Raw genomic sequence first — 19,461 nt, forward strand, 5'->3', positions numbered from 1 at the left:
CTCGATCTTCCGGTTCCGGCGGTGACCGTCACGGCCGGGGTTCGTCTTCGTGGTGACGTTCGTAGAACTCTTCGGCCAGCGACCGGCCCATCAGGCCGCCGAAGATCCCGGCGACCACTCCGACGGCGATCCCCGCCGGAGTCGCGATGACCAGACCCGTGGTCACCCCGAACGCGAGGGACGCGGCACCGCCGCCGAAGCCGGACAGCACGCCGCGGTTGAGGGGTGCGTCCTCGTGCTTCAGGTAATAGTCGTATTCGATGCGCACGGGTTCGTCCTCGTCCGAAAGGGACGGAGACTGGCCGATCCAGACCTCTTCGGGGATCACCAGGTACCGCGTCACCGGGATCCGGGGTGCGGCGAACTTGCGGAACGCGGACCGCAACGACAAGGTCGGCCGCTCGGCCAGGCTGGTGGTGGTCACGACGCTCAGCCCCGATGCCCGGTCATGATCTTGAAGGGCTTGTCGTGTTCCTTCGGCTTCTCGAGACTCTTGCGAAGCTTTTCCAGCTCGCCCTTGGCCTTCTTCAGATCGGTCCTCGCCTTGTCGAGGACCTTGTCCGCCTTGTCCACGGCATCGTTCGCGGCTTCGACGAGTTCGGTCGCGTTCCGCAACTGCTTGCGGACGGTCACGGGCGCCGGATCGGCGATGGCGGCGCGGACCACGAACTGTTTCCCGACAGGGTGCTGGCTTCGTTTCACGTCGGCGGTCTTCGTCACCCGCGGCTTGACGACGGCCGCGTTCCGCACCACGGGGGTGGTACGAGCCGTCTTCTTGATCTCCAGCGCGGGTTTGACCGCCCGCTTGACCTGCGCGGCAGGCGTGGTGACTGCGGGAGCGCGGACCGGCAAGACCGGCTGCACCGCTTGCGGCGGCGAAACCCGCTTCGGCGCGACAGGTTCGGCAGGCGTCGCAGCCGTCCTTCCTTGCGACGCGGACTTCTCCTGCGGCGCGGCCTTCTTGCCCTGTGTCGCGGCCGAGGCCGATGGCTTCGGCGACGCGGGAGCCTCCACCTGCTGCGGTTTCGCCGCCTGCGCGGCGTCGAGCACCGGCTTGTGCCCGGCCCCGTCGTCGGTCAGCGCGTTCGCCGTGGAGGCGCCGATCGCCGCGGTGGCGAGACCGGCGACACCGTAGACCGCCGCCCGCCGGAGATTGTTCTTCTGCTTCATCCGTCCCACCTCGCTGATCCGGTGCGCTGCCGGAACGCAGTCTCCGGCGCGGCGGTTCATCACCGGTACATCGGCGGTTCATCCGGCGGCGGACATGGTCCCCGAGGCCGGGCCGATCATCTACGCTGGGGCGATGCGACCGGAAGACGGCGAAGCGCTGGGCGGCGGCTCGGCAGGCGTCGTCTTCGCGGTGCCGTCGGACGAGGGCGATGTCGCGCTCAAGGTCTTCTCCGGCAGGCTGTTCCGGCGGACCCGGCTACGGCTGGAGCGGGAACTGGACCGGCTATCCGCTTTGGACGGTCAGCTCTTGGTGCCCGATACGATCGTGGAACTGGCCGACGGCCGGTGCGCCCTTCGCGGCGAACTCTGCACCGGGTCGCTCGCGGACCTGGTCGCGGCGGCCGGCCCGCTGTCGACGGACGACGTCCTCGTTCTCGGCACCGCGATCGCCTCGACCCTCGCCACCGCCCACGAAGCCGGGATCGTCCACGGCAGGCTCACCCCCTCCAACGTGCTGTTCCGCGCGTCGGGCGAGCCCGTGATCAACGACTTCGAGCGCACCCTTCGCTCCGTGTTCGTCCGGGATCCCCGGCATGGGCGGGAGTTCCTCGCCCCGGAAGGGACGGACGGCCGTTCCTCGGACCTTTACGGACTCGGTGCGGTGCTGCATCTGGCGCTGACCGGCGAACCACCCGGCTCCCGGCCGCTCCACCGCGAGGACGCGCCGATCGATCTGCTGGCCCTCGTCGAGAACCTCCTCGCGAAGGATCCGGCCTCCCGCCCGCCCGACGCCGCACTGGTCGAAGAGATCCTCACCCCTCTCCCCAAAGTGTCCACTGTGGACGTGGATGGACCCGTTCCGGTGGCGTCGGGTATCGAGGGCGTTCCAGTCGTCACCATCGAACCCGCGGCGGACACGGCGCCCGAGCCCCGGAAGAGATCCCTGTGGACAGCGGTCACGGCCGGCGTCGTGGTCGCGGCCGGCTTCACCACGTGGGCGCTCTTGCCCGGCTCCGGCGACCCCGAACCACGGTCGCTTCCGGCCCCGGCGTCCCGGTCCACCCCCGCTCCGCCCACGTCGGCGCCCACCGTGAAGGCCGCGTCCCAGGTCGAACTGGCCATGCCGATCGACCACGGCTCGACGGTCGATCTCGCGTGGCGCGCACCGGACGGATACGACTCGGCCGTCGTGGTCGCCGGTGAAACGGGCGAAGCGAAGACCACGTTCGTCCGACGGCAGCGCACGACGACCGTGGCCGTCGAACCCGGCCGGAAGTACTGCTTCCTGATCCAGATCACCGACGGCGAAGCGGTCCGGGAAAGCGAGCCGCGCCCGATCCGGGGCGCGACGTGCCGGCGGTGAATCGCGCATCCGGAAAACCGCGGTAGAGCCCGGTCGCCCCACCGGCGGTTCCGGGTCAGCGGAAGGCCCCGGCATGTTCGGTGGCCCATTGAGTGAAGGTGCGTGCCGGACGGCCAGTGACCTCCTCGACGGTCGGCAGGACCGTGTACACCTCGGGAGGCGGGTTCGTGCCGAACCCGACGAGGGATTCGACGACCTCGTCCGGCTGCCCCGCCGCACGGAGCTGATCGCGCACTTGGTCTTCGGTGAGCTCGATCAACCGGAGATCCCGGCCGATCGCCGCACCGATCGTGCGGACCGTGTCGGTCGCGGTCAGCGCCTCGGGGCCCGTCACGGGATAACTCTTACCCGCGTGTCCGTCCTCGAGCAGCGCGGCCACCACCACGGCGGCGATGTCGGCTTCATGGACCTTGGCGCTCGGCTGGTCCGGGAAGCCCGCCCGAACCACCCCCTCGGTGCGGATGGACTCCGCCCAGCCGAGCGCGTTCGCCATGAACTCCACCGGCTGCACGTGGATCCACTCCAAACCACCGGCTTCCACGGCCCGCTCCACGGGGCCTACTTGATACCCGGTCAGCACGGTCACCTTGCCCACACCGGCCCGTGTGGACAGCTCGACGATCTCCGGCGCCGTTTCCAGCGGCGCGTATCCCTCACCCGCGAACGAGATGAGATGCATGGCCTCTACGCCGGCCAGCGCCGGAGCGACGGTCTCCGGCACGGCGAGGTCGCCCGCCAGCACCTCCACTCCGGCGGGCAAATTCGCCGCTGCCGGATTCCTGCTCAGCGCACGTACCCGCCGGCCCGCCTGGACGAGCTGGTGAACCACTTGACGGCCGACGGTTCCGGTCGCACCGGTCACCAGAATCATCTAGTCTCCCCCGAATTTCGCGTATTCTCGAAGTCAGATCATGGGTCGCCGAGGAATGGCGGCAACGTCTTGTTCGGAACAGGCGAAGACCTCCCCGGCGAATCGGCGGGCACCGGAGTTCTCCGTGCTCGGCTCGGTGTGGACGCCCACGGGGTCTTCCCCCAGGGTTTGGCCACCGACAACCACGTCATGAACAGGAAGGCGACGATGTTCAGCATCGCGCCGTAGGCAAGCTGACCGGCGGCGGAGCTCTCGACACCCTCACGGCCCGCCTGGACGCCGAGTTCGACCCACACCCCCAGCCCGAAGGTGCTGTAGGCGATGACCGCCACGGTCAGCACCAGCTTGATCAGTACCCACCAATACCTTGCCACGCCCCACGGACTCACCAGGCACAACGCGATTCCGGTGACCAGAGCGGCGAACGCAGCGGGGATGACGACGACGTTATCGATCCGTTCGATCATGAGATAACAGACTCGCTGGATCTCGCCGGGCGCCGTGTACCCGGCGGTCATCGCGAGCACCACATTCGCCGCGCCTGCCCCCATCCAGCCGACCGACACCGCGACATGGACGAACAACAGCCACCGCCGCACCTGCTTGACCATCGCTCCACGTCCCACCACTCGAGTATGTGGGGATCAGCGGCGTCACGCGCGACAGACTCAGAGCGTCGGCCTCTTCTCCCAGGACGCACTCGCCCGGCTCATAGCGTCGCCCAGCCGCCCTTCGCCTTACCCGCCGATGGTATGTCCGATTCAGTACCAATGGGGGTACCGGATACTCGACAGAGCACTACGGTCAGGTGTAGATCGATCTGACACCATCGAACCCCGTCCCATGCTGGACTCCCCTTTCGCTGCAGGAGGCCCAAAAATCATGTGGATCCGACGTATGTCCATGATCGCCGCCGCCCTCATTGCCGGGTCGCTCTTCACCGGGCCCGCGGCCGTGGCCGAATCACCGGCCGGACCGCCGATCGAACCCTTCATCATCGGCGGCAAGGTCGTCACCACTCCTTACTCGTTCTTCGCGTCGCTGCAACGCAATGGCCGCCATTTCTGCGGGGCGTCGCTGATCGCCCCGCAGTGGCTCGTCACGGCGAAGCACTGCGTCCAGGGCTCCACCGGTGGCGGTTTCTCGGCTCGGATCGGCTCGGTCAACACCGGCTCCGGCGGCGAGCTCATCACCGCGGCGAGCGCGACCCTCGGCGCGAACGACATCGCCGTGGTGAGGTTGTCGAGAGCGGCCACTGCCAGGCCGATCAAGATCGCGGCCTCCAGCCCGGCCGTCGGCACCGTCAACAAGCTGATCGGACACGGTCAGACGTGCGGCACCCCCGGTTGCGGTGGCGCGTCGCCACAGCTTCGCGAGGTGGACACCACCACCGTCGCGGACTCCAGGTGTACCGCCGATTTCAAGCGAGGCAAGGAAATCTGCTTCCAGGGTGCGCCCGGAACCAGTGCCTGCTACGGCGATTCCGGGGGACCGTCCATTTTGGGCGGTGAGCTGACCGGCGCCACCAGCCGATCCGGCAACAACAGCAGCAACTGCCTCAACGGTCCCGGAATCTACAACAGCGTTCCCGGCTATCGGACCTGGATCGACCAGGTGACAGGTGGCGCGGTGACCGCGTGGGAGACGTCGTTACATTGACAGGTAAGTCAAAGGTGGCGTGCTCATGCCGCCCCTCGGTGGCGGTGTGGTGAAGGTCGTGTTCGCAACGTTGAAGGTTGCGGACGCGGCTTTCGCAACACGACACGTTTACCCTTCTGCTCAATAGCCCGAATCGCCACTCACGACAGGCTTGGACCTGGCGTATGCGCGGGTTTGGGTGGTGTGGGCATGGCGAGGGGCCCGTCGCCGGTGTGGCTGGCGGGCTCCTCGGTTCACACAGTGCAGTTACGCCGGGATCTTCGCAACGGATCTAAATACTGGGGCGGGATGAACTCCGGTAACCCGTCGGCCGCCATGCGGACTTCCCAGTCCCCGTGGTGGATCAGGCGGTGATGGAAGCCGCACAGCAGCACCAAGTTCCGGAGATCGGTGGGCCCGCCGTCTGCCCAGTGATGAATATGGTGCGCGTGACAGTTCTTCGGCTTGCGGTGACACCCGGGGAACGCGCAGCCCCGGTCACGGATGTTCAAGGCTCGGCGTTGGCCTGGGGTGACGAACCGTCGTAGCCGTCCCACATCCAGCGGCTCACCCGCCGCGTTGAGCACAACGGGAAGCATCAGGCAGTCGCAGGCCGCCATCCGTGCCTCGCGCGCGGTCATGGTTCCGACGAAGTCCACACACGCCGTACCCAGTCCCGACTTCAACTCGTCGAGACCGATGGTGACGTGGATCAACGTCCGGTAGCCGCTCGTCCCCGGTTGATCCGGGCACGCAACCGCCAAGTCCACGAGGTCGACCCAGGCGTCACCCTGACGCTCGGCCTTGGTCCGCAGATCCGCCTGGCCGAACTCGTCTATCGGACGGGGTGCGGCGTAAGCCTCGAGTGCCGCGGCGGTCCGCGCACCGGCCTCGTCATCGAGGAGGCCGTTCAGTTTCCAGTAGCCGTCTTTGCGGCGCTCCAACGTCAGCTCGCGACGGGGTTGGGCGGGTTCGGGATCCTTCGGTTCCTTGCCGTCCGGATCCAACCAGCCCAGCAGCTGGTCCCCGAGATCCGACACCTGCTGGGGACCCGCCTTCCGGGCGAGATCGGCGAGGGTTGTCTCCGCGTGCTCCCGATCCTCCACCGACACCCCAGCCGGGATCTTCCGCAGGATCTCCACGATCTGCTTGATCCGCTCCTCGCCGATCGCCCCCTCCGCCGCAGCCACACCGGTAGCGGGCGCGAAAGCCGGAATCTCCGTACCATCCAAGCCACGCGTCGGATTCAGATCGACAGCACGCCTCACATACGGCCGCGCCTCACTCTGGCTCAGTCCGGCGATATCGGCGAACCACGCCACCGTCGTCCCATAACCGTATAAGTCTTTCGCGCCACGAGCCTCGACCTCCGCCAGGTATTGCCCCAACCCGGCGGAGGCGACCCGCATCACCTGCAAGAACTGCTGCACGCCGTGGGCAAGCTCCAGCTTGCCAGCGCGCCACAACTCCTGCGGCAACTCGGGAACAAAGGTCTCGGACACCCCACAAGGTGGTTTCAACTGGTGAGTGCACCACCTCTAGTCTAGCAACACTTTGCTGAACGCTTCGATCGGCTTAAGCCAACCTAGTGTCTGTCGCGGCCGGTCGTTGAGTTCGTCTGCGATGGCATCGAGTTCGTCCTGTGAATATCCGGATAGGTCGGTTCCTTTGGGAAGGTACTGGCGCAGCAACCCATTGGTGTTCTCGTTGCTGCCGCGTTGCCAGGGCGAGCGCGGATCACAAAAATACACCGGCATGCCGGTGGTCATGGTGAACTTCCTGTGGCCGCCCATCTCGCCACCCTGATCCCAGGTGACGCTGTTCTTGAAAACGTCAGGCAAAGTGTTCATCTTGGCGGCCAGCCGCGGGGCAACGTTCTCGGCCGTGCGATCGTGAGGAATACGCACCAGCATGACGAATCGAGTGCGCCGTTCGACCAAGGTCGCGATCTGCGATTGATTGTTCGCGCCGACGATCAGATCGCCTTCCCAGAAGCCCGGCACGGCACGGTCCTCGGCCTCGGCCGGCCGCTCGCTGATCAGGACCATGTCCTTGATCTTGCCCCGCAGCTCCGCCCCTCGCGACCGGGCCCGTCGCTTGATCCTGCCTTGGCGCAACCCCTCGGCCACCTCTGCCCGCAACGTCCCCTTCGCCTGTACGAACAACGCCTGGTAAATCGCTTCATGTGACACCCAGCGAGAATGATCCATCGGATGGTCGAGCCGCAACCTGTACGCGATCTGCATCGGTGACCACTTTTTCCGCAACCCCTCATGCACCACGCGAGTCAGAAACGGCGATTTCAGCACCTTGCGTTCCTTTGGACGCTTCCGTAGTCGATCAGCCCGGCGCTGCGCAACCAACGGCGAATACGCCTCCCGTCCACCGTTGCGGTCAACCTCGCGGGACACCACCGAATGATCCCGTCCAATCCAGGCCCCGATCTCCCGAAACGACTTCCCCTGCCTCAACCCGAACGCGATCAATTCACGCTCCACCGACCGCAACGGAACACCACGCGACACGGCACACCCCTTCGCTACCCAGAACGATCATTATCCCAGCCGGTGCACTGACCATCTGAGCCCGTGCAATAATACCGCAATCTATCGAACAGGTGTTCGTAATTTTAAGCAACAAGCAACCCGCGCAATCACCACTAAAGGAGGATTCGGCAAAGTCACTCGATCACACGTCGCGAGCATGGTTGAGCGAAGGAGTCCGCGTGATCTCGAGTGGCGTGCCCGCGCCAAATCGCGCTGTTTCGCGAAGCTGCCGCGGCGGTACTCCTCTCGGTGTGCGGCCGTGCACCGACTGACCGGGGGTTGGGATGGAGCTCGCCTCACTCACCTCACGCGAACACGAGATGGCCGCTGGCCTGTCCAACCGGCAGATCGCTTCTCCGCGGCCTTCCTGAGGTGGCCGAGCCAGGCGGCGAGGGATTCGCCGAGCGCGGCCCGCATACCGTCGACGTCGGCGAGCACGGGGCCTCCGTCCCATGACTCCTCGGTGTGGACGCGCACCGAGGACCCGATCACCTCGAGCGTCCACAGGTGGATGCCGGTGATCCCGCCGGCGGTTCCGCCCCAGAGGATCCGGTCCGGGGTCCGTAGCTGGTACACAGTGGACTCGATGTCGAGCCCGGCCGTGCTCCACCGGATCGCGCTGCCCGTCCGAAGTGAACGATCGGCTGCCGCGGCGGTGATGTCGGGTTGCCAGTCCGGCCACGAGGACACCTCGGTGAGCAGCCGCCACACGCATCGCAGCGGCGCGTCGACGACGGTGTCGCAGTGCACCACCACGGGTGCTTTCACGTCGATTTCGGTGATCATTCGCAGACCTTTCCGAGGACCGGAGCGGCAGGCTCCGCGTGTCTGCGACCATCGTCGTGCGGCGTCGGCCCGTTCGCGTCGGTAGGAGTCACCTAGTCCGCGTCACCCGAGGTCGGACATGTCCCTGAGCTGCCTGCGCGAGGTGATACCGAGCTTGCGGAAGATGTTGCGCAAGTGGGCGTCGACCGTGCGGGGGCTGAGAAACAGGCGCCCGGCCACCTCTTTCGTCGTCGCGCCCGCCGCGACCTGGCGCGCGATGTGCGTCTCCTGCATGGTCAGGCGGTCATAGGTGTGCTCGGAACGGCTCCGGGCCACTTCCCCGGTCGCGCGCAGCTCGTCCGCGGCACGCCTGGCGAACGCCTCCAGCCCGATCTCCGACAACTGTTCGTGCGCGGTACGCAGGTGTTCGCGTGCGTCGCGACGGCGGCCCGCACGGCGTAACCACTCCCCGTACCGCAGGTGTGCCCGCGCGAGATGCGGGGTCAGCGAGCTACCCGTCAGGTGCTCGAGCGCCTCCTGGTAGTCGTCTTCCCGGTCGCTGACCAGCGCCCGGGCGCCGGCCGCCACACCGAGGGCGAACCGGGTTCCCGCGGGTTCCGTGCGCTCGGCCAGGGACTCCAGCGCCGACCGTGCGACGGAGTTCTCACCGCATCGGACCGCGGCCTCCACCAGTTCGGGCAGCGCTATCCCGGCGAGGAAGAGATCGTTGCCCGCCACGGCTCGCGTGGCCGCTTCCAGCGCGGCCGGGTATTCGGCGAGGCCGTTGTACAGCACGGCCGTCGCCCAATGCGCGTTCGCGGTGAGCTGGCCGCTGCCCCGGATCGTCACCTCGGCGAACAGATCGAGCACTTCCTGACGGCGGCCGCGCATCGCGGCGAGGTGCACTCTCGGATAGAGCTGTGGCGGGTCGCCGAGAGCGTCGGCGATGGCCTCCTCCTCGGCGACCGCGTCGATCGCCCGCCCGAAGTCGCCGAGGAGGACCGCGGACACGGCCACCTGTGACAGGCCGAGCCGGATGGCCATCGGGGATCCCGTGTCCTGCCCGGTCCGCACCAGCCACTCGACGACCGACGTGTGCAGGTCGAGGTCCCACAGTTCGCCCGCGAGCACCGTGGCCAACGCGGGCACCCTTGTCCAGTCGGCGTCTTCGCCGGTGAGCACCCGCCGGAGCGCGGGCACCCCGGCACGGTGTCCCTCGGTGCTCAACAGCACCAGCGCGTCGAGGAGATCCGGAGGTCCCGGCGACGGCGGTGCCGAGCGGGCCGCGTCGAGCACCCGGTCCATCACTCCCGCGGCCCGTCCGACGGCCAGCCCCATCTCCAGCGCCGCCACGAAGCATTCGCGTGACCGTGCCGGATCGACGGCGGCGAGCCGCTGCGCCGCCCGCAAGATGAGTTCCGGTCCTTTGACGGCACCGTCCGCACCCTGGACGAACGCGACCTGCCCGCGCAGGAGGTCCGCCTCCGCGTGCCGGACGTCGTCCAGCGTTTCGGTGTCGATACTGGCCACCAGATCCGCCGACGCGGTCGCCCGGCCCGCCGCGAGCGTCGCCCGCGCTGCCGCGAGTGTGCGCTCGGTCTGCTTGCCGGGGTCCAGCGACAACGCGGCGGCGCGTTCGAGGAACGCGGCGGCGGCCGCGACGCCTCCACGCGCCTGCGCGCGCGACGCCGACGACTCCAGTTCCGCCGCGACCTCCTCGTCCGGTCCGGTGGTGGCCTGCGCCCGGTGCCAGGCGTGCCGGTCCGGGGCGGCGACCGGGTCGGTGGCATCGGCCAGCGCCCGGTGCGCCGCGACGCGCCGCTCCGGTTCGGCCGCGCGGTAGGTGGCAGAGCGGGCCAGCGGATGGCAGAAGCGCGCACGCGTGTCGAACCGCACCAGCCCGGAGGCTTCGGCGGCGGCGCTCGCGGCGGGCACGTCGATGCCCAGCAGTCGCGCGGCCGTCCACAGCAGTCCCGGGTCGCCAGTGGGATCCGCGCTCGCGAGAAGGAGCAGCAGCCGCGCGTCCGGAGGCAGTTCCGTCATCCTGGCCCGGAAGCTCCGCTCGATCCGGCTCGCGACCGGCGACGGCGTCGGCAACGCGAAGCCACCCGCCTTCGGCAGCTCGATCAGGGCGAGCGGGTTCCCGCGTGCCTCGGCGAGAAGGCGGTCACGCACCCGCTCGTCGAGCGTCGCGGTCTTCTCTTCGGCCAGCAACGCGCGCGCGTTCGCGTCGGTCAGGCCGCTGATCGTCAACCCCGGCAGATCGTCCAGCCCGCGAACGGCGTCCTGGTCGCGGGCCGCGAACACCATCGCGATCGGCTCCGCCGCGACGCGCCTCGCCAGGAACGTCAACGCCTTCACCGAGGCGGCGTCCAGCCAATGGGCGTCATCGACGACGCACAGCACCGGACTTTCCGCCGCGGCGGCCGCGAGCAGTTCCAGCGTGGCGAGGCCGACGCGGAACGGATCCGGCGCGCCATCCGCCAGCCCGAACGCGACAGAGAGAGCGTCACGGTAGGGCGCGGACAGCGTTTCGAGCTGCGCCAGCACCGGAACGCAAAGCTGATGCAGCGCCGCGAACGGCAGTTCACCCTCGAACTCCGCCCCGGACGCACGGATGATCCGGAACCGCTCCGGCGCCGCGTGTTCGACGTGTTCCAGCAACGCGCTCTTGCCGATCCCCGGTTCACCGCGGAGGACGAGCACACCGCCCTCGCCTTGTTCCGCCGCGCGGACGAGAGCGAGGAGTGCCGTGATCTCGTCGCGCCTTCCGACGAGCGATCGGGACGTCGTGGGCATGGGGTGAACCCTAGGGGTGACGCCGCCGCACCAGCGCATCGGCACAGGCGGGCAATCGTCACCGGCGGCGGGTGATCGTCTCGACGATGTCGGTGTCCTTCAGCTTCGCGCTGGGGGTGTGTGAGCTGAGACGGAGCACCGCCGGCCCGAGGACCGGCGCGGTGACGAGCCGCGTGATCACTTTGCGCCGACGCGCTTCACGCTGGTTGCCTGGAGTGAAAAAGCCGCGCTGGCCAAGCCCTGTCCGCAGGTAACGTTCGATGTAGGGACGCAACGCTTCTTCCCACCGTCGCAAGGCTCCGCCGACGTCGTCCGGCCGTTCCTGGAGAAAGGCGGCCAGCAGGTCCGCGCCCGCCAGACCGGCGGACACCCCGGTGCCCGCGTAGGCCGTCGCGCACCACGCCGAGTCGCCGACGAGCACGACCCGCCCGTTCGACCAGCGGTCCATGCGGACCTGTTCGGCGGAGTCGAACAGGACGTCGTCGGCGGATTCGAGCGCGGCCAGCACACTGCCCAGCGTCGCCCCGAACGGTTCGGGGCCGAAGACCTCCCGCACCCGCTCGGCACAGGGCCGGGTGAACTCGGCGTCGATGTCGTCGCTGCGGTAGGACAGCAGGATGGTCGGGTCCCGGTCCTCGAAGGCGAAGACCCAGACGGATCGGCCCAGTTCGATCATCGTGGCCCCTTCCCCGCGGGCGAGGCCTTCGGGGACGCCGGGGAATTCGTACGCGACCAGCATGTGCCCGAGGCGGCGCAGATAGCGCCGATCAGGCCCGAAAGCGAGTGAGCGCACCGCGGATCGCAGTCCGTCCGCCCCGACGACGAGGTCGAAGCGCTCGGTCACCGAGGTCCCGGCGGTCGTCGTGCGCAGTTCGACGTCCACCCCATCGGCGTCCTGGGCGATCGCCACCGGAACCGTGGAGAACCGGATCTCGACTTCGGCGGGCAGCGCGGCGTACGCCGCCTGCTCGATGTCGCCGCGGAGCATGAGCCAGGGGGTGCCCGGCAGATCCCGGAAACCCATTCCCGGCGATCTGCGGCCGCCGCGGTCGAGTTCGACGTGCGCGCCGCCGGACGCCCGATCGCGCAGGCCGTCGAGTATCCCCATCCGCCGCGCGGCGGTCTTGCCCGCGCCGAACAATCCGACGAAGTAACCGTTGGTGCGCCGGCCGGCGGCTCGCTCCACGATCACCGGCTGCCAGCCGATCTCGTGCAGCCGGAGCGCCGTGGCGATACCGCTGACCCCCAGGCCGACGATCAGGACGCGAGGGCGGGTCGGAACCGAAATGACAGCCTGCCTTTCCACTTCACGAGAGACACCGAGACGAAGGTGGCGCCCTTATACGAATACACCGATTTTGTGGCCGCACAGGCTCGCCAGGCACCGCGCGGTGAACGACGGCTAGACTCATTGGCACTGCGCCAATCCGAACCGGCGTGAAATGACCTAGCGGAAGGCACTCTCGATGGTACAAAAGGTATCCGTTCAGATCGTCGACGACATCGACGGTGGCGAAGCCACCCAGACAGTGCCCTTCGCACTCGACGGCGTCACCTACGAGATCGACCTCTCCGACGACAACGCAGGCACCCTGCGCGACGAGCTCGAGCGCTTCATCGACGCCAGCAGGCGAATCGGCGGACGCAAAGTGAAGGTCGCGACCGGACAGTCCACCGTGGTCAGTGGTACGGCGAAGCCCACCGACCGCGAACGCAACCAGCAGGTCCGCGCCTGGGCCACCGCCAACGGCTACCCGATCGCCGAACGCGGCCGTATTCCCAACGACATCTACGAAGCGTTCGACAACGCCGAGTCGGCCCCCGTCGAACCGGTCGCCGAAGAGGCTCCCGCCAAGCGCAAGCGTGCACCTCGCAAGAAGGCCTGACCTCGGCAAGATCACGTCGCTCGTCCCTTCCCTGTCACTGCCGGGAAAGGGACGAGCGATGATGTAAGCCCCGGATCCGAGTCCATAATGGATGTTCAGCGCAGTACGGTCGACAGTTGCCTCGGATGTGGCTACCCGTGCTCACGTCCGGGCAGTGGAGCTCCCCGGAGGAACTGCTCGTACCGCCGTCGAGCGTCGTCATCGATCTCTGGCGGCACGCGGCCGTACCGTCCATCGGTCCGGTCTCGCTTCGGACCGGAGACCCAGAACTCTTCTCCGGTCTCGACGTCGGAGAAGTTCCCCTCGCCGCCTGGCCGGCGCCGCAGCGTTCGGCCGTGCAGGTACGCGGTCCTCCAGGTCTTGGAAAAACGGACCCAGGCGATCCACGACGGGCCACGATCGGTGTCATAGCCCGTCTTGAGCTGCACATACATGATCCGTTCCGCCATTCCCTCAGGGTAAACCGCCGCCGTGGCGAGCCGCACGGAGATTTCCCGCGAACCGGTCTTCAGAGAAGCGCGGCCAGTGCCGGACCGAACGCCGCCCCCAGCAAATAGGCGAGGTTGAACAAGCCCATCCCCGCCGCGCGATGCGACCCGGCCGCGTCCCCGGCACGCACCGCGTAGACACCCTGGCCCGAGGCCGCCGCGAGCGAGGTCAATGCCTGCGCGATCAGCAGCACGGCAGGGGAAACACTCACCCCGGCGAGCACCAGCCCGACGGCGGCGAGCGCCGGGAACAGCACCGCCACCGCCCGGAACGGGGCTTTCGCCGTCACCGCGACGACCACATAGGACATCAGCCCGCCGAACAGCAGCGGCCACAGGATGGCGAGCCCGACCTCGCCACTGGTCCAGCCGGTCTGCTCGGTCAACAGCCGCGGCAGCACGTACACCAACCCGAAGTTGGCCACCGCCAGCGCGAACGCGAGCCCGGCCGCGATCAGGAAGACCGGCGTTCGCAAAAGCGCGGCGGGCACGAACCCGTCCGGCCGCGCCCGCAGGTGCCCGGCCAGCAGGACCGCGATGACGGCGACCGTGATGGCCGCGGGCAGCCAGAAATGCGGCACGAGCACCAAGGCGGTGACCATCGCGGTCACGAGAATCGCGCCTGCCAGGTCGAAACGTGACGGCTCGGCGGGTGTCCCGGCGGCCGACCGCAGGGCCGCGGGTACGCCGAGCAAGCTGACTGCGGGCAGTGCCAGCGCCAGCTGCCAGCCGAGCGCGTCGCCGACCAGATCGGCGATCAACGGCGACGCCGAGCCGACCACCGCCAGCGAAGAGGTGACCAAGCCCATCGCCCGCGCCGACCCGGCGAGGCTCATGGCCATCGTGGTGAAGCCGGCGGTACCGAGCCCCTGCAGGGCGCTACCGGCGATGAGCACCGGCAGCCACGGAACGGTCGCCACCGCGATGGCACCCGCCAGCACCAGCGCGGCGCAGGTGAGCAACGCGGTCCGGACGCCGCGATGGCTCTGCAGACCGGCGAGCAGCGGCGTGCCGACGGCGATACCCCAGCCGAACGCCGTCACGATCCACGTCACCGTGGCGATTCCGGTACCGAGGGCCGCGGCCGCGTCCGGCAGGATCAGCAACGGCCCGGCGATGCCGAACGACAGCGGGCCAGCCAGCAAAGCCAGCCACGGCGCCGAAATCCGTGCGCTCATCGCTCGTCCATGGTGGGGTAGTCGGTGTAGCCGCGGTGGTCGCCGCCGTAGAACGTCGAGGGATCGGCTGCGGTGAACGGGCCGCCGGTGGCGATCCGCGCGGGCAGGTCCGGGTTCGCCAGCCACAGCTGGCCGAGGCTGATCGCGTCGGCGACGTCGTCCCGCAACGCGTCCGCGCCGTCCGCCGCGCTCGCCGGTTCCTCGCCCGTCGGGTGCGGGTTGAGGATGAGGGTGCCGGGCCACTCGGCGCGGATGAGCTTGGTGATGTCCCGCGTGCCGGACTCGGAGACGTGCACGTACGCCAGTCCTGCCGGGACGAGGGCGCGGATGAGCGCGGGATACAGCAGTTCGGTGTCGCTCTCTCGTATGCCGTTGAGGGTCGAGCCGGGTGACAGCCGGATGCCGGTGCGCTCCAGGCCGATCGCGTCGCCGACCGCCCGCGCCACCTCCACCGCGAACCGGAGGCGGTTCGCGATCGGGCCACCGTAGGCATCGGTGCGCCGGTTGGTGTTGGCGGCGAGGAACTGGTGGATCAGGTAGCCGCTGGCGCCGTGCAGTTCGACACCGTCGAATCCGGCCTCCATCGCCAGCCGCGCGGCGGCGACGAAATCGTCCACGGATCGGGCGATGTCCGCCAGTGTCATTTCCCGCGGTTCCGGATGGTCGAGCAGATCACCCGGAACGTACAGCTTTTCGCCCGACGCGATCGCCGACGGCGCCAGCGGCAGGGCACCGTCCGGGTAGAGGTACGGGTGCCCGATCCGGCCGGAGTGCATCAGCTGGACGAAGATCCGGCCGCCGCGCGAGTGCACGGCGTCGGTGACCACGCGCCACGCGGCGGCCTGCTCCGGTGTGTGCAGGCCGGGAGTGTCGATGTAGCCCTGACCGATGATGCTCGGCTGTGTACCTTCCGTGATGATCAGGCCGGCTCCGGCGCGCTGCGCGTAGTACTCGGCGGTCAGCCCGGTCACCCGGCCGCCTGTCGCGCGGCTGCGCGTCATCGGCGCCATGACCAGGCGGTTCGGCAGTGGCAGGGTGCCCGTGGAGTGCGGGGTCAGCAAAACGTTCATGCGGTGAACCTTCGTCCGGGCGAGCGGCCGCCGAATCGGTAAGGTTTCGGTACCGGGTACTGGGGTTCGGCCTACGTACCTCCCCCGCGGTTACGGAGGCTGGCGTGTTGTACGGCAGGGCCGGCGAGCAGGCGGCGATCGAAGCGCTGCTCGCGGCGGCTCGCGGCGGACGCAGCGGCTCGCTGGTGGTGCGAGGTGAGGCGGGCATCGGGAAGTCCGCGCTGCTGGACTGGGCGGACGAGGCCGCGGCCGGACTGCGCGTGCTACGGGTGACCGGGATCGAAGCCGAGGCCGACCTGGCGTTCGGCGGGCTGGTGCACTTGTTGTGGCCGCTCCAGGACCGGCTCGCCGCGCTGCCCGGTCCGCAGGCTGAGGCGTTGCGCGCTGTCTTGGATTCGGGCCGCACCAGCGGCCAGGACCGGTTCGTGACCGGGCTCGCCGTGCTCACCCTGCTCTCCGACCTCGGCGACGACGGTCCGGTGCTGTGCCTGATCGACGACGCGCAGTGGCTGGATCGCGCGACCGCCGACGCGGTGCTGTTCGCCACCCGGCGCTTGGCCGCGGACCGCGTCGCGATGCTGTTCGGAGCGAGGGACACCGGTTTCACCGCACCGGATCTTCCCGAACTGCGCCCGGCGAGGCTCGACGCGGCAGACGCCGGTCGGCTGCTCGCCGAACGCGGGCTGACACCGCCGTCGCCGTCGCAGATATTCGAGGAATCGGCGGGTAATCCACTGGCACTGCTCGAATTCGCCGCCGCGCAACGGGAACACCACGTCGCCGCCGGACCGCTGCCGGTGGGCGACCGCGTGCTGGCGGGCTTCCGCGCGCAGATCAGCGCGCTGCCCTCGCGGACCCGGCTGATGATGCTCCTCGCGGCGGCCGAGGGACGTGGGCACCTGCCGACGCTGCTCGGTGCCGCCCAGGCGCTGGGCGTCGGGCTCGCCGATCTGGAACAGGCCGAGACCGCGCGGCTCCTGGATGTCACCGGAACGACGATCACGTTCCGGCACCCCCTGATCGGCACCGCCGCCTACCAGGGTGCCGTGCTCGCGCGCCGGGTCTCGGTGCACCAGGCGCTCGCCGAGTCCACTTCGGACGCCGACTGCCGGGTCCGGCATCTCGCCGCCGCCACCACCGCTCCCGATGAGCGGGTCGCCGCCGAGATCGCCGGCTCGGCCGAACGAGCGCGGGCACGTACGGCGTTTTCCGCGGCCGCCGGGTTGTACCGGCAAGCCGCGCAACTCACCGCCGAAACCGGGATGCGAGCGGCACGGCTGGGAGAGGCGGCCTCGTTGGCACTCGCCGCCGGGCACGGAGAGCAGGCCGCCGAGCTGGTCCGCGAGGCGGAGCCGCTGACCGAGGACACCAAGGCGCGCGCGGGCATGGCGCAGGTGCGTGCCGCCGTGGAGTTCGAACGGGGAGACGGGCGTGCGGCCGCGCGTCTGCTCGTCGAGCACGCCCGGTCCGCCGAACCCGCCGATGCGGTGGCGATGGTGCGCACCGGTGCCCGGTACGCCTGGTTCTCCGGCGACCGGGAAACCGTGCGCGCCGCGAACGACGCGCTGGACGGCACCGATCCGCTGGTACGGGGCATGGCCTGCCTGGTGGACGACGACTTCGCGACCGGATTGCCGCTGCTGGCCGAGTTCGTCGGGCGCACTCCGAGCTCCGATCTCGTCTGGACCTACAGTGCGATGATCCTCGGCGACGACACCACCACCAGGGAACTCGCGTCCGCAGAGGTGGCCCGCTGCCGACGTGACGGGCTGATCGGCATACTCCCCCAGGTACTGCATGACCTCGCGGGCGCGCAGATTTCGGCCGGACTGCACCAGGACGCCGCCGCGTCGGTGGCCGAAGCGGCGCGGATCTCCCGCGACACCGGGTCGCACCGGCGGCTACCGCGGCTGAACGCCGTGATGGCGCGGATGGCGGCGATCGAAGGTGACGAGCGGCGCTGCCAGGAGCTGGCAGAAGCGACACCGGACGCCGGCGGTGCGGCGAGCACCGCCGCGCTCGCACTGCTCGACCTCGGCCTCGGCCGCTATCAGTCTACTTTGGACCGTCTGGAAACCGTGCAGCGCGGACCGCTCGCGTACACGACGGTGGTGATCACGGCCGCCGCGGACCAACTGGAGGCCGCGGTACGCCTGGGCGATCCGGGCCGGGCCGAACCCGCGTTCCACCGATTCGAAGCGTGGGCGACGGCGGGCGGGCAGCCGTGGGCCCAGGCCGTGGCGGCGCGCTGCCGCGCCATTCTGGGCGACGACGAAGCGCATTACCTGCGCGCACTGGAAATCCACACACCCGGCGAACGCCCCTTCGAACGGGCACGCACGGAATTGCTCTACGGCGAATGGCTGCGCCGAGCCAGACGCCGCAGTGACGCACGCGTTCCGCTGCGCTCGGCACTGGAGATCTTCTCGCGGCTGCACGCGAAACCGTGGGCCGATCGCGCGTCGATCGAACTCGAGGCCACGGGCGACTCCGGCCCGGCCGCCGAACCCACCGCCGAGAATCTCCTGGACCGCCTTACCCCACAAGAACTCCAGGTCGTCCGGCTGGCCGCGGACGGCGGTACGAGCCGTGAGATCGCCGCACAGTTGTTCCTCAGCCCGCGTACCGTCGAGCACCACCTCTACCGGGCGTTCCCGAAACTCGGCGTGCGGACGCGCCGGGAGCTGTCCCGATTGGACCTCGGCCGAGTGTGCTGACCTTGCTGGATGAGCTAGTCGCGGAACCGATCCGTCGCCTCCAGCAACGCGGCCAGGATGCCGGGCTCGTCGTACACGTGCCCGGCACCCGGCACGATCACCAGCTCCGACTCCGGCCACGCCTTGTGCAGGTCCCACGCGGAGATCGCGGGCGTGGCGAGGTCGTATCGCCCCTGCACGATCACGCCGGGGATGTCCTTCAAGGTGTCCGCGTCCCGGATCAGCTGCCCCTCCTCGAGCCACCCGTTGTTCACGAAGTAGTGGTTCTCGATCCGCGCGAACGCCAGCGCGTAGTCCGGATCGGCGAATTCCGCCACCATTTCGGGCCGGGGAAGCAGCGTCGTCGTAGCGGCCTCCCAGGTACTCCACGCGACAGCGGCCGGCCCGTGCACCTCGGGGTCGGGGTCGGCGAGCAGCTTCGCGTACAGCTCGACGGGATCGCCGTCGAGCCCGGCGAGCGGCGCCGTGAACTTCTCCCACAAGTCCGGGAAGACGTGCGCCGTGCCGCCCCGGTAGTACCAGCTCACTTCGGACGAACGCAGTGTGAAGACCCCGCGCAGCACCAGCTCCGCCACGCGCTCCGGGTGCTTCTCGGCGTACGCCAACGCCAGCGTCGACCCCCAGGACCCGCCGAACACCTGCCACCGCGAGACCCCCAGCGACTCCCGCAAGCGCTCGATGTCGTCGACGAGATGCCAAGTCGTGTTCGACGAAAGATCGCCCGACGCCGAAGCGTGCGGCAATGACCGCCCGCACCCGCGCTGGTCGAACAGGACGATCCGATAGGCGGACGGGTCGAACAGCCGGCGGTGCGACGGTGAGCAGCCGCCGCCGGGACCTCCGTGCAGGAACACCACGGGCTTACCGCCGGGGTTGCCGCATTCCTCCCAGTACACGAGGTTGCCGTCACCGGTGTCCAGGTGGCCTGACGCGTGGGGCTCGATCTCCGGATACATGAGCCTATCGTCGG

At 69.0% G+C, this 19,461-nt stretch carries 17 protein-coding genes; 4 read left to right on the top strand and 13 right to left on the bottom strand.

Features of this window, described 5'->3' with window-relative positions; genetic code table 11:
- Positions 1-28: 28 nt before the first annotated feature.
- Together BKN51_RS20305 and BKN51_RS20310 are read right to left on the bottom strand one after the other, a co-directional pair.
- Positions 29-424 carry a hypothetical protein gene (locus BKN51_RS20305; protein ID WP_101609138.1) on the bottom strand — a complete coding sequence of 132 codons (396 nt, stop codon included), beginning with the start codon at positions 422-424 and terminating at the stop codon, positions 29-31.
- 5 nt (positions 425-429) lie between these two features.
- On the bottom strand, positions 430-1,170 hold the full coding sequence (locus BKN51_RS20310) for a hypothetical protein (protein WP_101609139.1): 741 nt from the start codon (positions 1,168-1,170) through the stop codon (positions 430-432).
- A 133-nt stretch (positions 1,171-1,303) separates the two neighbouring features.
- Between BKN51_RS20310 and BKN51_RS20315 the strand changes: the two genes are divergently transcribed.
- Positions 1,304-2,533: a serine/threonine protein kinase gene (locus BKN51_RS20315; RefSeq protein WP_158255832.1), complete on the top strand. Its 1,230-nt coding sequence runs from the start codon at positions 1,304-1,306 to the stop codon at positions 2,531-2,533.
- Positions 2,534-2,588: 55 nt separating this feature from the next.
- On the opposite strand, the gene BKN51_RS20320 is transcribed toward BKN51_RS20315, so the two are convergent.
- Both BKN51_RS20320 and BKN51_RS20325 read right to left on the bottom strand, forming a co-directional pair.
- Positions 2,589-3,404 carry an NAD(P)H-binding protein gene (locus BKN51_RS20320; protein ID WP_101609141.1) on the bottom strand — a complete coding sequence of 272 codons (816 nt, stop codon included), beginning with the start codon at positions 3,402-3,404 and terminating at the stop codon, positions 2,589-2,591.
- 38 nt (positions 3,405-3,442) lie between these two features.
- Positions 3,443-4,030, bottom strand: coding sequence for a hypothetical protein (locus BKN51_RS20325; RefSeq protein ID WP_174720432.1), 588 nt, complete (start codon positions 4,028-4,030; stop codon positions 3,443-3,445).
- 256 nt (positions 4,031-4,286) lie between these two features.
- Here BKN51_RS20325 and BKN51_RS20330 point away from each other — a divergent pair, with 256 nt between their 5' ends.
- The gene (locus BKN51_RS20330; RefSeq protein WP_233224266.1) at positions 4,287-5,063 is read left to right on the top strand and encodes a S1 family peptidase; all 777 of its coding nucleotides are present in this window, start codon (positions 4,287-4,289) and stop codon (positions 5,061-5,063) included.
- Between the two features lie 233 nt (positions 5,064-5,296).
- On the opposite strand, the gene BKN51_RS20335 is transcribed toward BKN51_RS20330, so the two are convergent.
- The 5 genes from BKN51_RS20335 to BKN51_RS20355 form a co-directional block, all read right to left on the bottom strand.
- Complete coding sequence (locus BKN51_RS20335; protein WP_101609143.1) at positions 5,297-6,544, bottom strand: HNH endonuclease signature motif containing protein; 1,248 nt, start codon at positions 6,542-6,544, stop codon at positions 5,297-5,299.
- 36 nt (positions 6,545-6,580) lie between these two features.
- Complete coding sequence (locus BKN51_RS20340) at positions 6,581-7,549, bottom strand: IS30 family transposase (protein ID WP_101613052.1); 969 nt, start codon at positions 7,547-7,549, stop codon at positions 6,581-6,583.
- Between the two features lie 339 nt (positions 7,550-7,888).
- Positions 7,889-8,374: an SRPBCC family protein gene (locus BKN51_RS20345; RefSeq protein WP_101609144.1), complete on the bottom strand. Its 486-nt coding sequence runs from the start codon at positions 8,372-8,374 to the stop codon at positions 7,889-7,891.
- A 102-nt stretch (positions 8,375-8,476) separates the two neighbouring features.
- Complete coding sequence (locus tag BKN51_RS20350) at positions 8,477-11,152, bottom strand: AAA family ATPase (RefSeq protein ID WP_101609145.1); 2,676 nt, start codon at positions 11,150-11,152, stop codon at positions 8,477-8,479.
- Between the two features lie 58 nt (positions 11,153-11,210).
- Positions 11,211-12,458 (bottom strand): FAD-dependent monooxygenase, encoded by a 1,248-nt coding sequence (locus BKN51_RS20355; protein WP_233224312.1) that lies wholly within the window; start codon positions 12,456-12,458, stop codon positions 11,211-11,213.
- A gap of 160 nt (positions 12,459-12,618) precedes the next feature.
- Here BKN51_RS20355 and BKN51_RS20360 point away from each other — a divergent pair, with 160 nt between their 5' ends.
- Positions 12,619-13,038: a histone-like nucleoid-structuring protein Lsr2 gene (locus BKN51_RS20360; RefSeq protein WP_101609146.1), complete on the top strand. Its 420-nt coding sequence runs from the start codon at positions 12,619-12,621 to the stop codon at positions 13,036-13,038.
- A 131-nt stretch (positions 13,039-13,169) separates the two neighbouring features.
- On the opposite strand, the gene BKN51_RS20365 is transcribed toward BKN51_RS20360, so the two are convergent.
- Genes BKN51_RS20365 through BKN51_RS20375 form a run of 3 tightly spaced genes read right to left on the bottom strand, consistent with a single transcriptional unit; the run spans position 13,170 to position 15,774 of the window.
- Entirely contained in the window at positions 13,170-13,487 is a 318-nt protein-coding gene (locus BKN51_RS20365) for a hypothetical protein (RefSeq protein ID WP_101613347.1), read from the bottom strand.
- A gap of 59 nt (positions 13,488-13,546) precedes the next feature.
- Positions 13,547-14,704 carry an MFS transporter gene (locus BKN51_RS20370; protein WP_101609147.1) on the bottom strand — a complete coding sequence of 386 codons (1,158 nt, stop codon included), beginning with the start codon at positions 14,702-14,704 and terminating at the stop codon, positions 13,547-13,549.
- Entirely contained in the window at positions 14,701-15,774 is a 1,074-nt protein-coding gene (locus tag BKN51_RS20375; protein ID WP_101609148.1) for an alkene reductase, read from the bottom strand. The genes BKN51_RS20370 and BKN51_RS20375 overlap by 4 nt, the downstream gene beginning before the upstream one ends.
- A gap of 104 nt (positions 15,775-15,878) precedes the next feature.
- Here BKN51_RS20375 and BKN51_RS20380 point away from each other — a divergent pair, with 104 nt between their 5' ends.
- Entirely contained in the window at positions 15,879-18,491 is a 2,613-nt protein-coding gene (locus BKN51_RS20380; protein ID WP_101609149.1) for an AAA family ATPase, read from the top strand.
- A 14-nt stretch (positions 18,492-18,505) separates the two neighbouring features.
- Here the strand turns inward: BKN51_RS20380 and pip are convergent, their stop codons facing one another.
- Positions 18,506-19,447, bottom strand: coding sequence for a prolyl aminopeptidase (gene pip / locus BKN51_RS20385; RefSeq protein ID WP_101609150.1), 942 nt, complete (start codon positions 19,445-19,447; stop codon positions 18,506-18,508).
- Between the last annotated feature and the right edge of the window lie 14 nt (positions 19,448-19,461).

The organism is Amycolatopsis sp. BJA-103 (genome assembly GCF_002849735.1).
Classification (GTDB): domain Bacteria; phylum Actinomycetota; class Actinomycetes; order Mycobacteriales; family Pseudonocardiaceae; genus Amycolatopsis.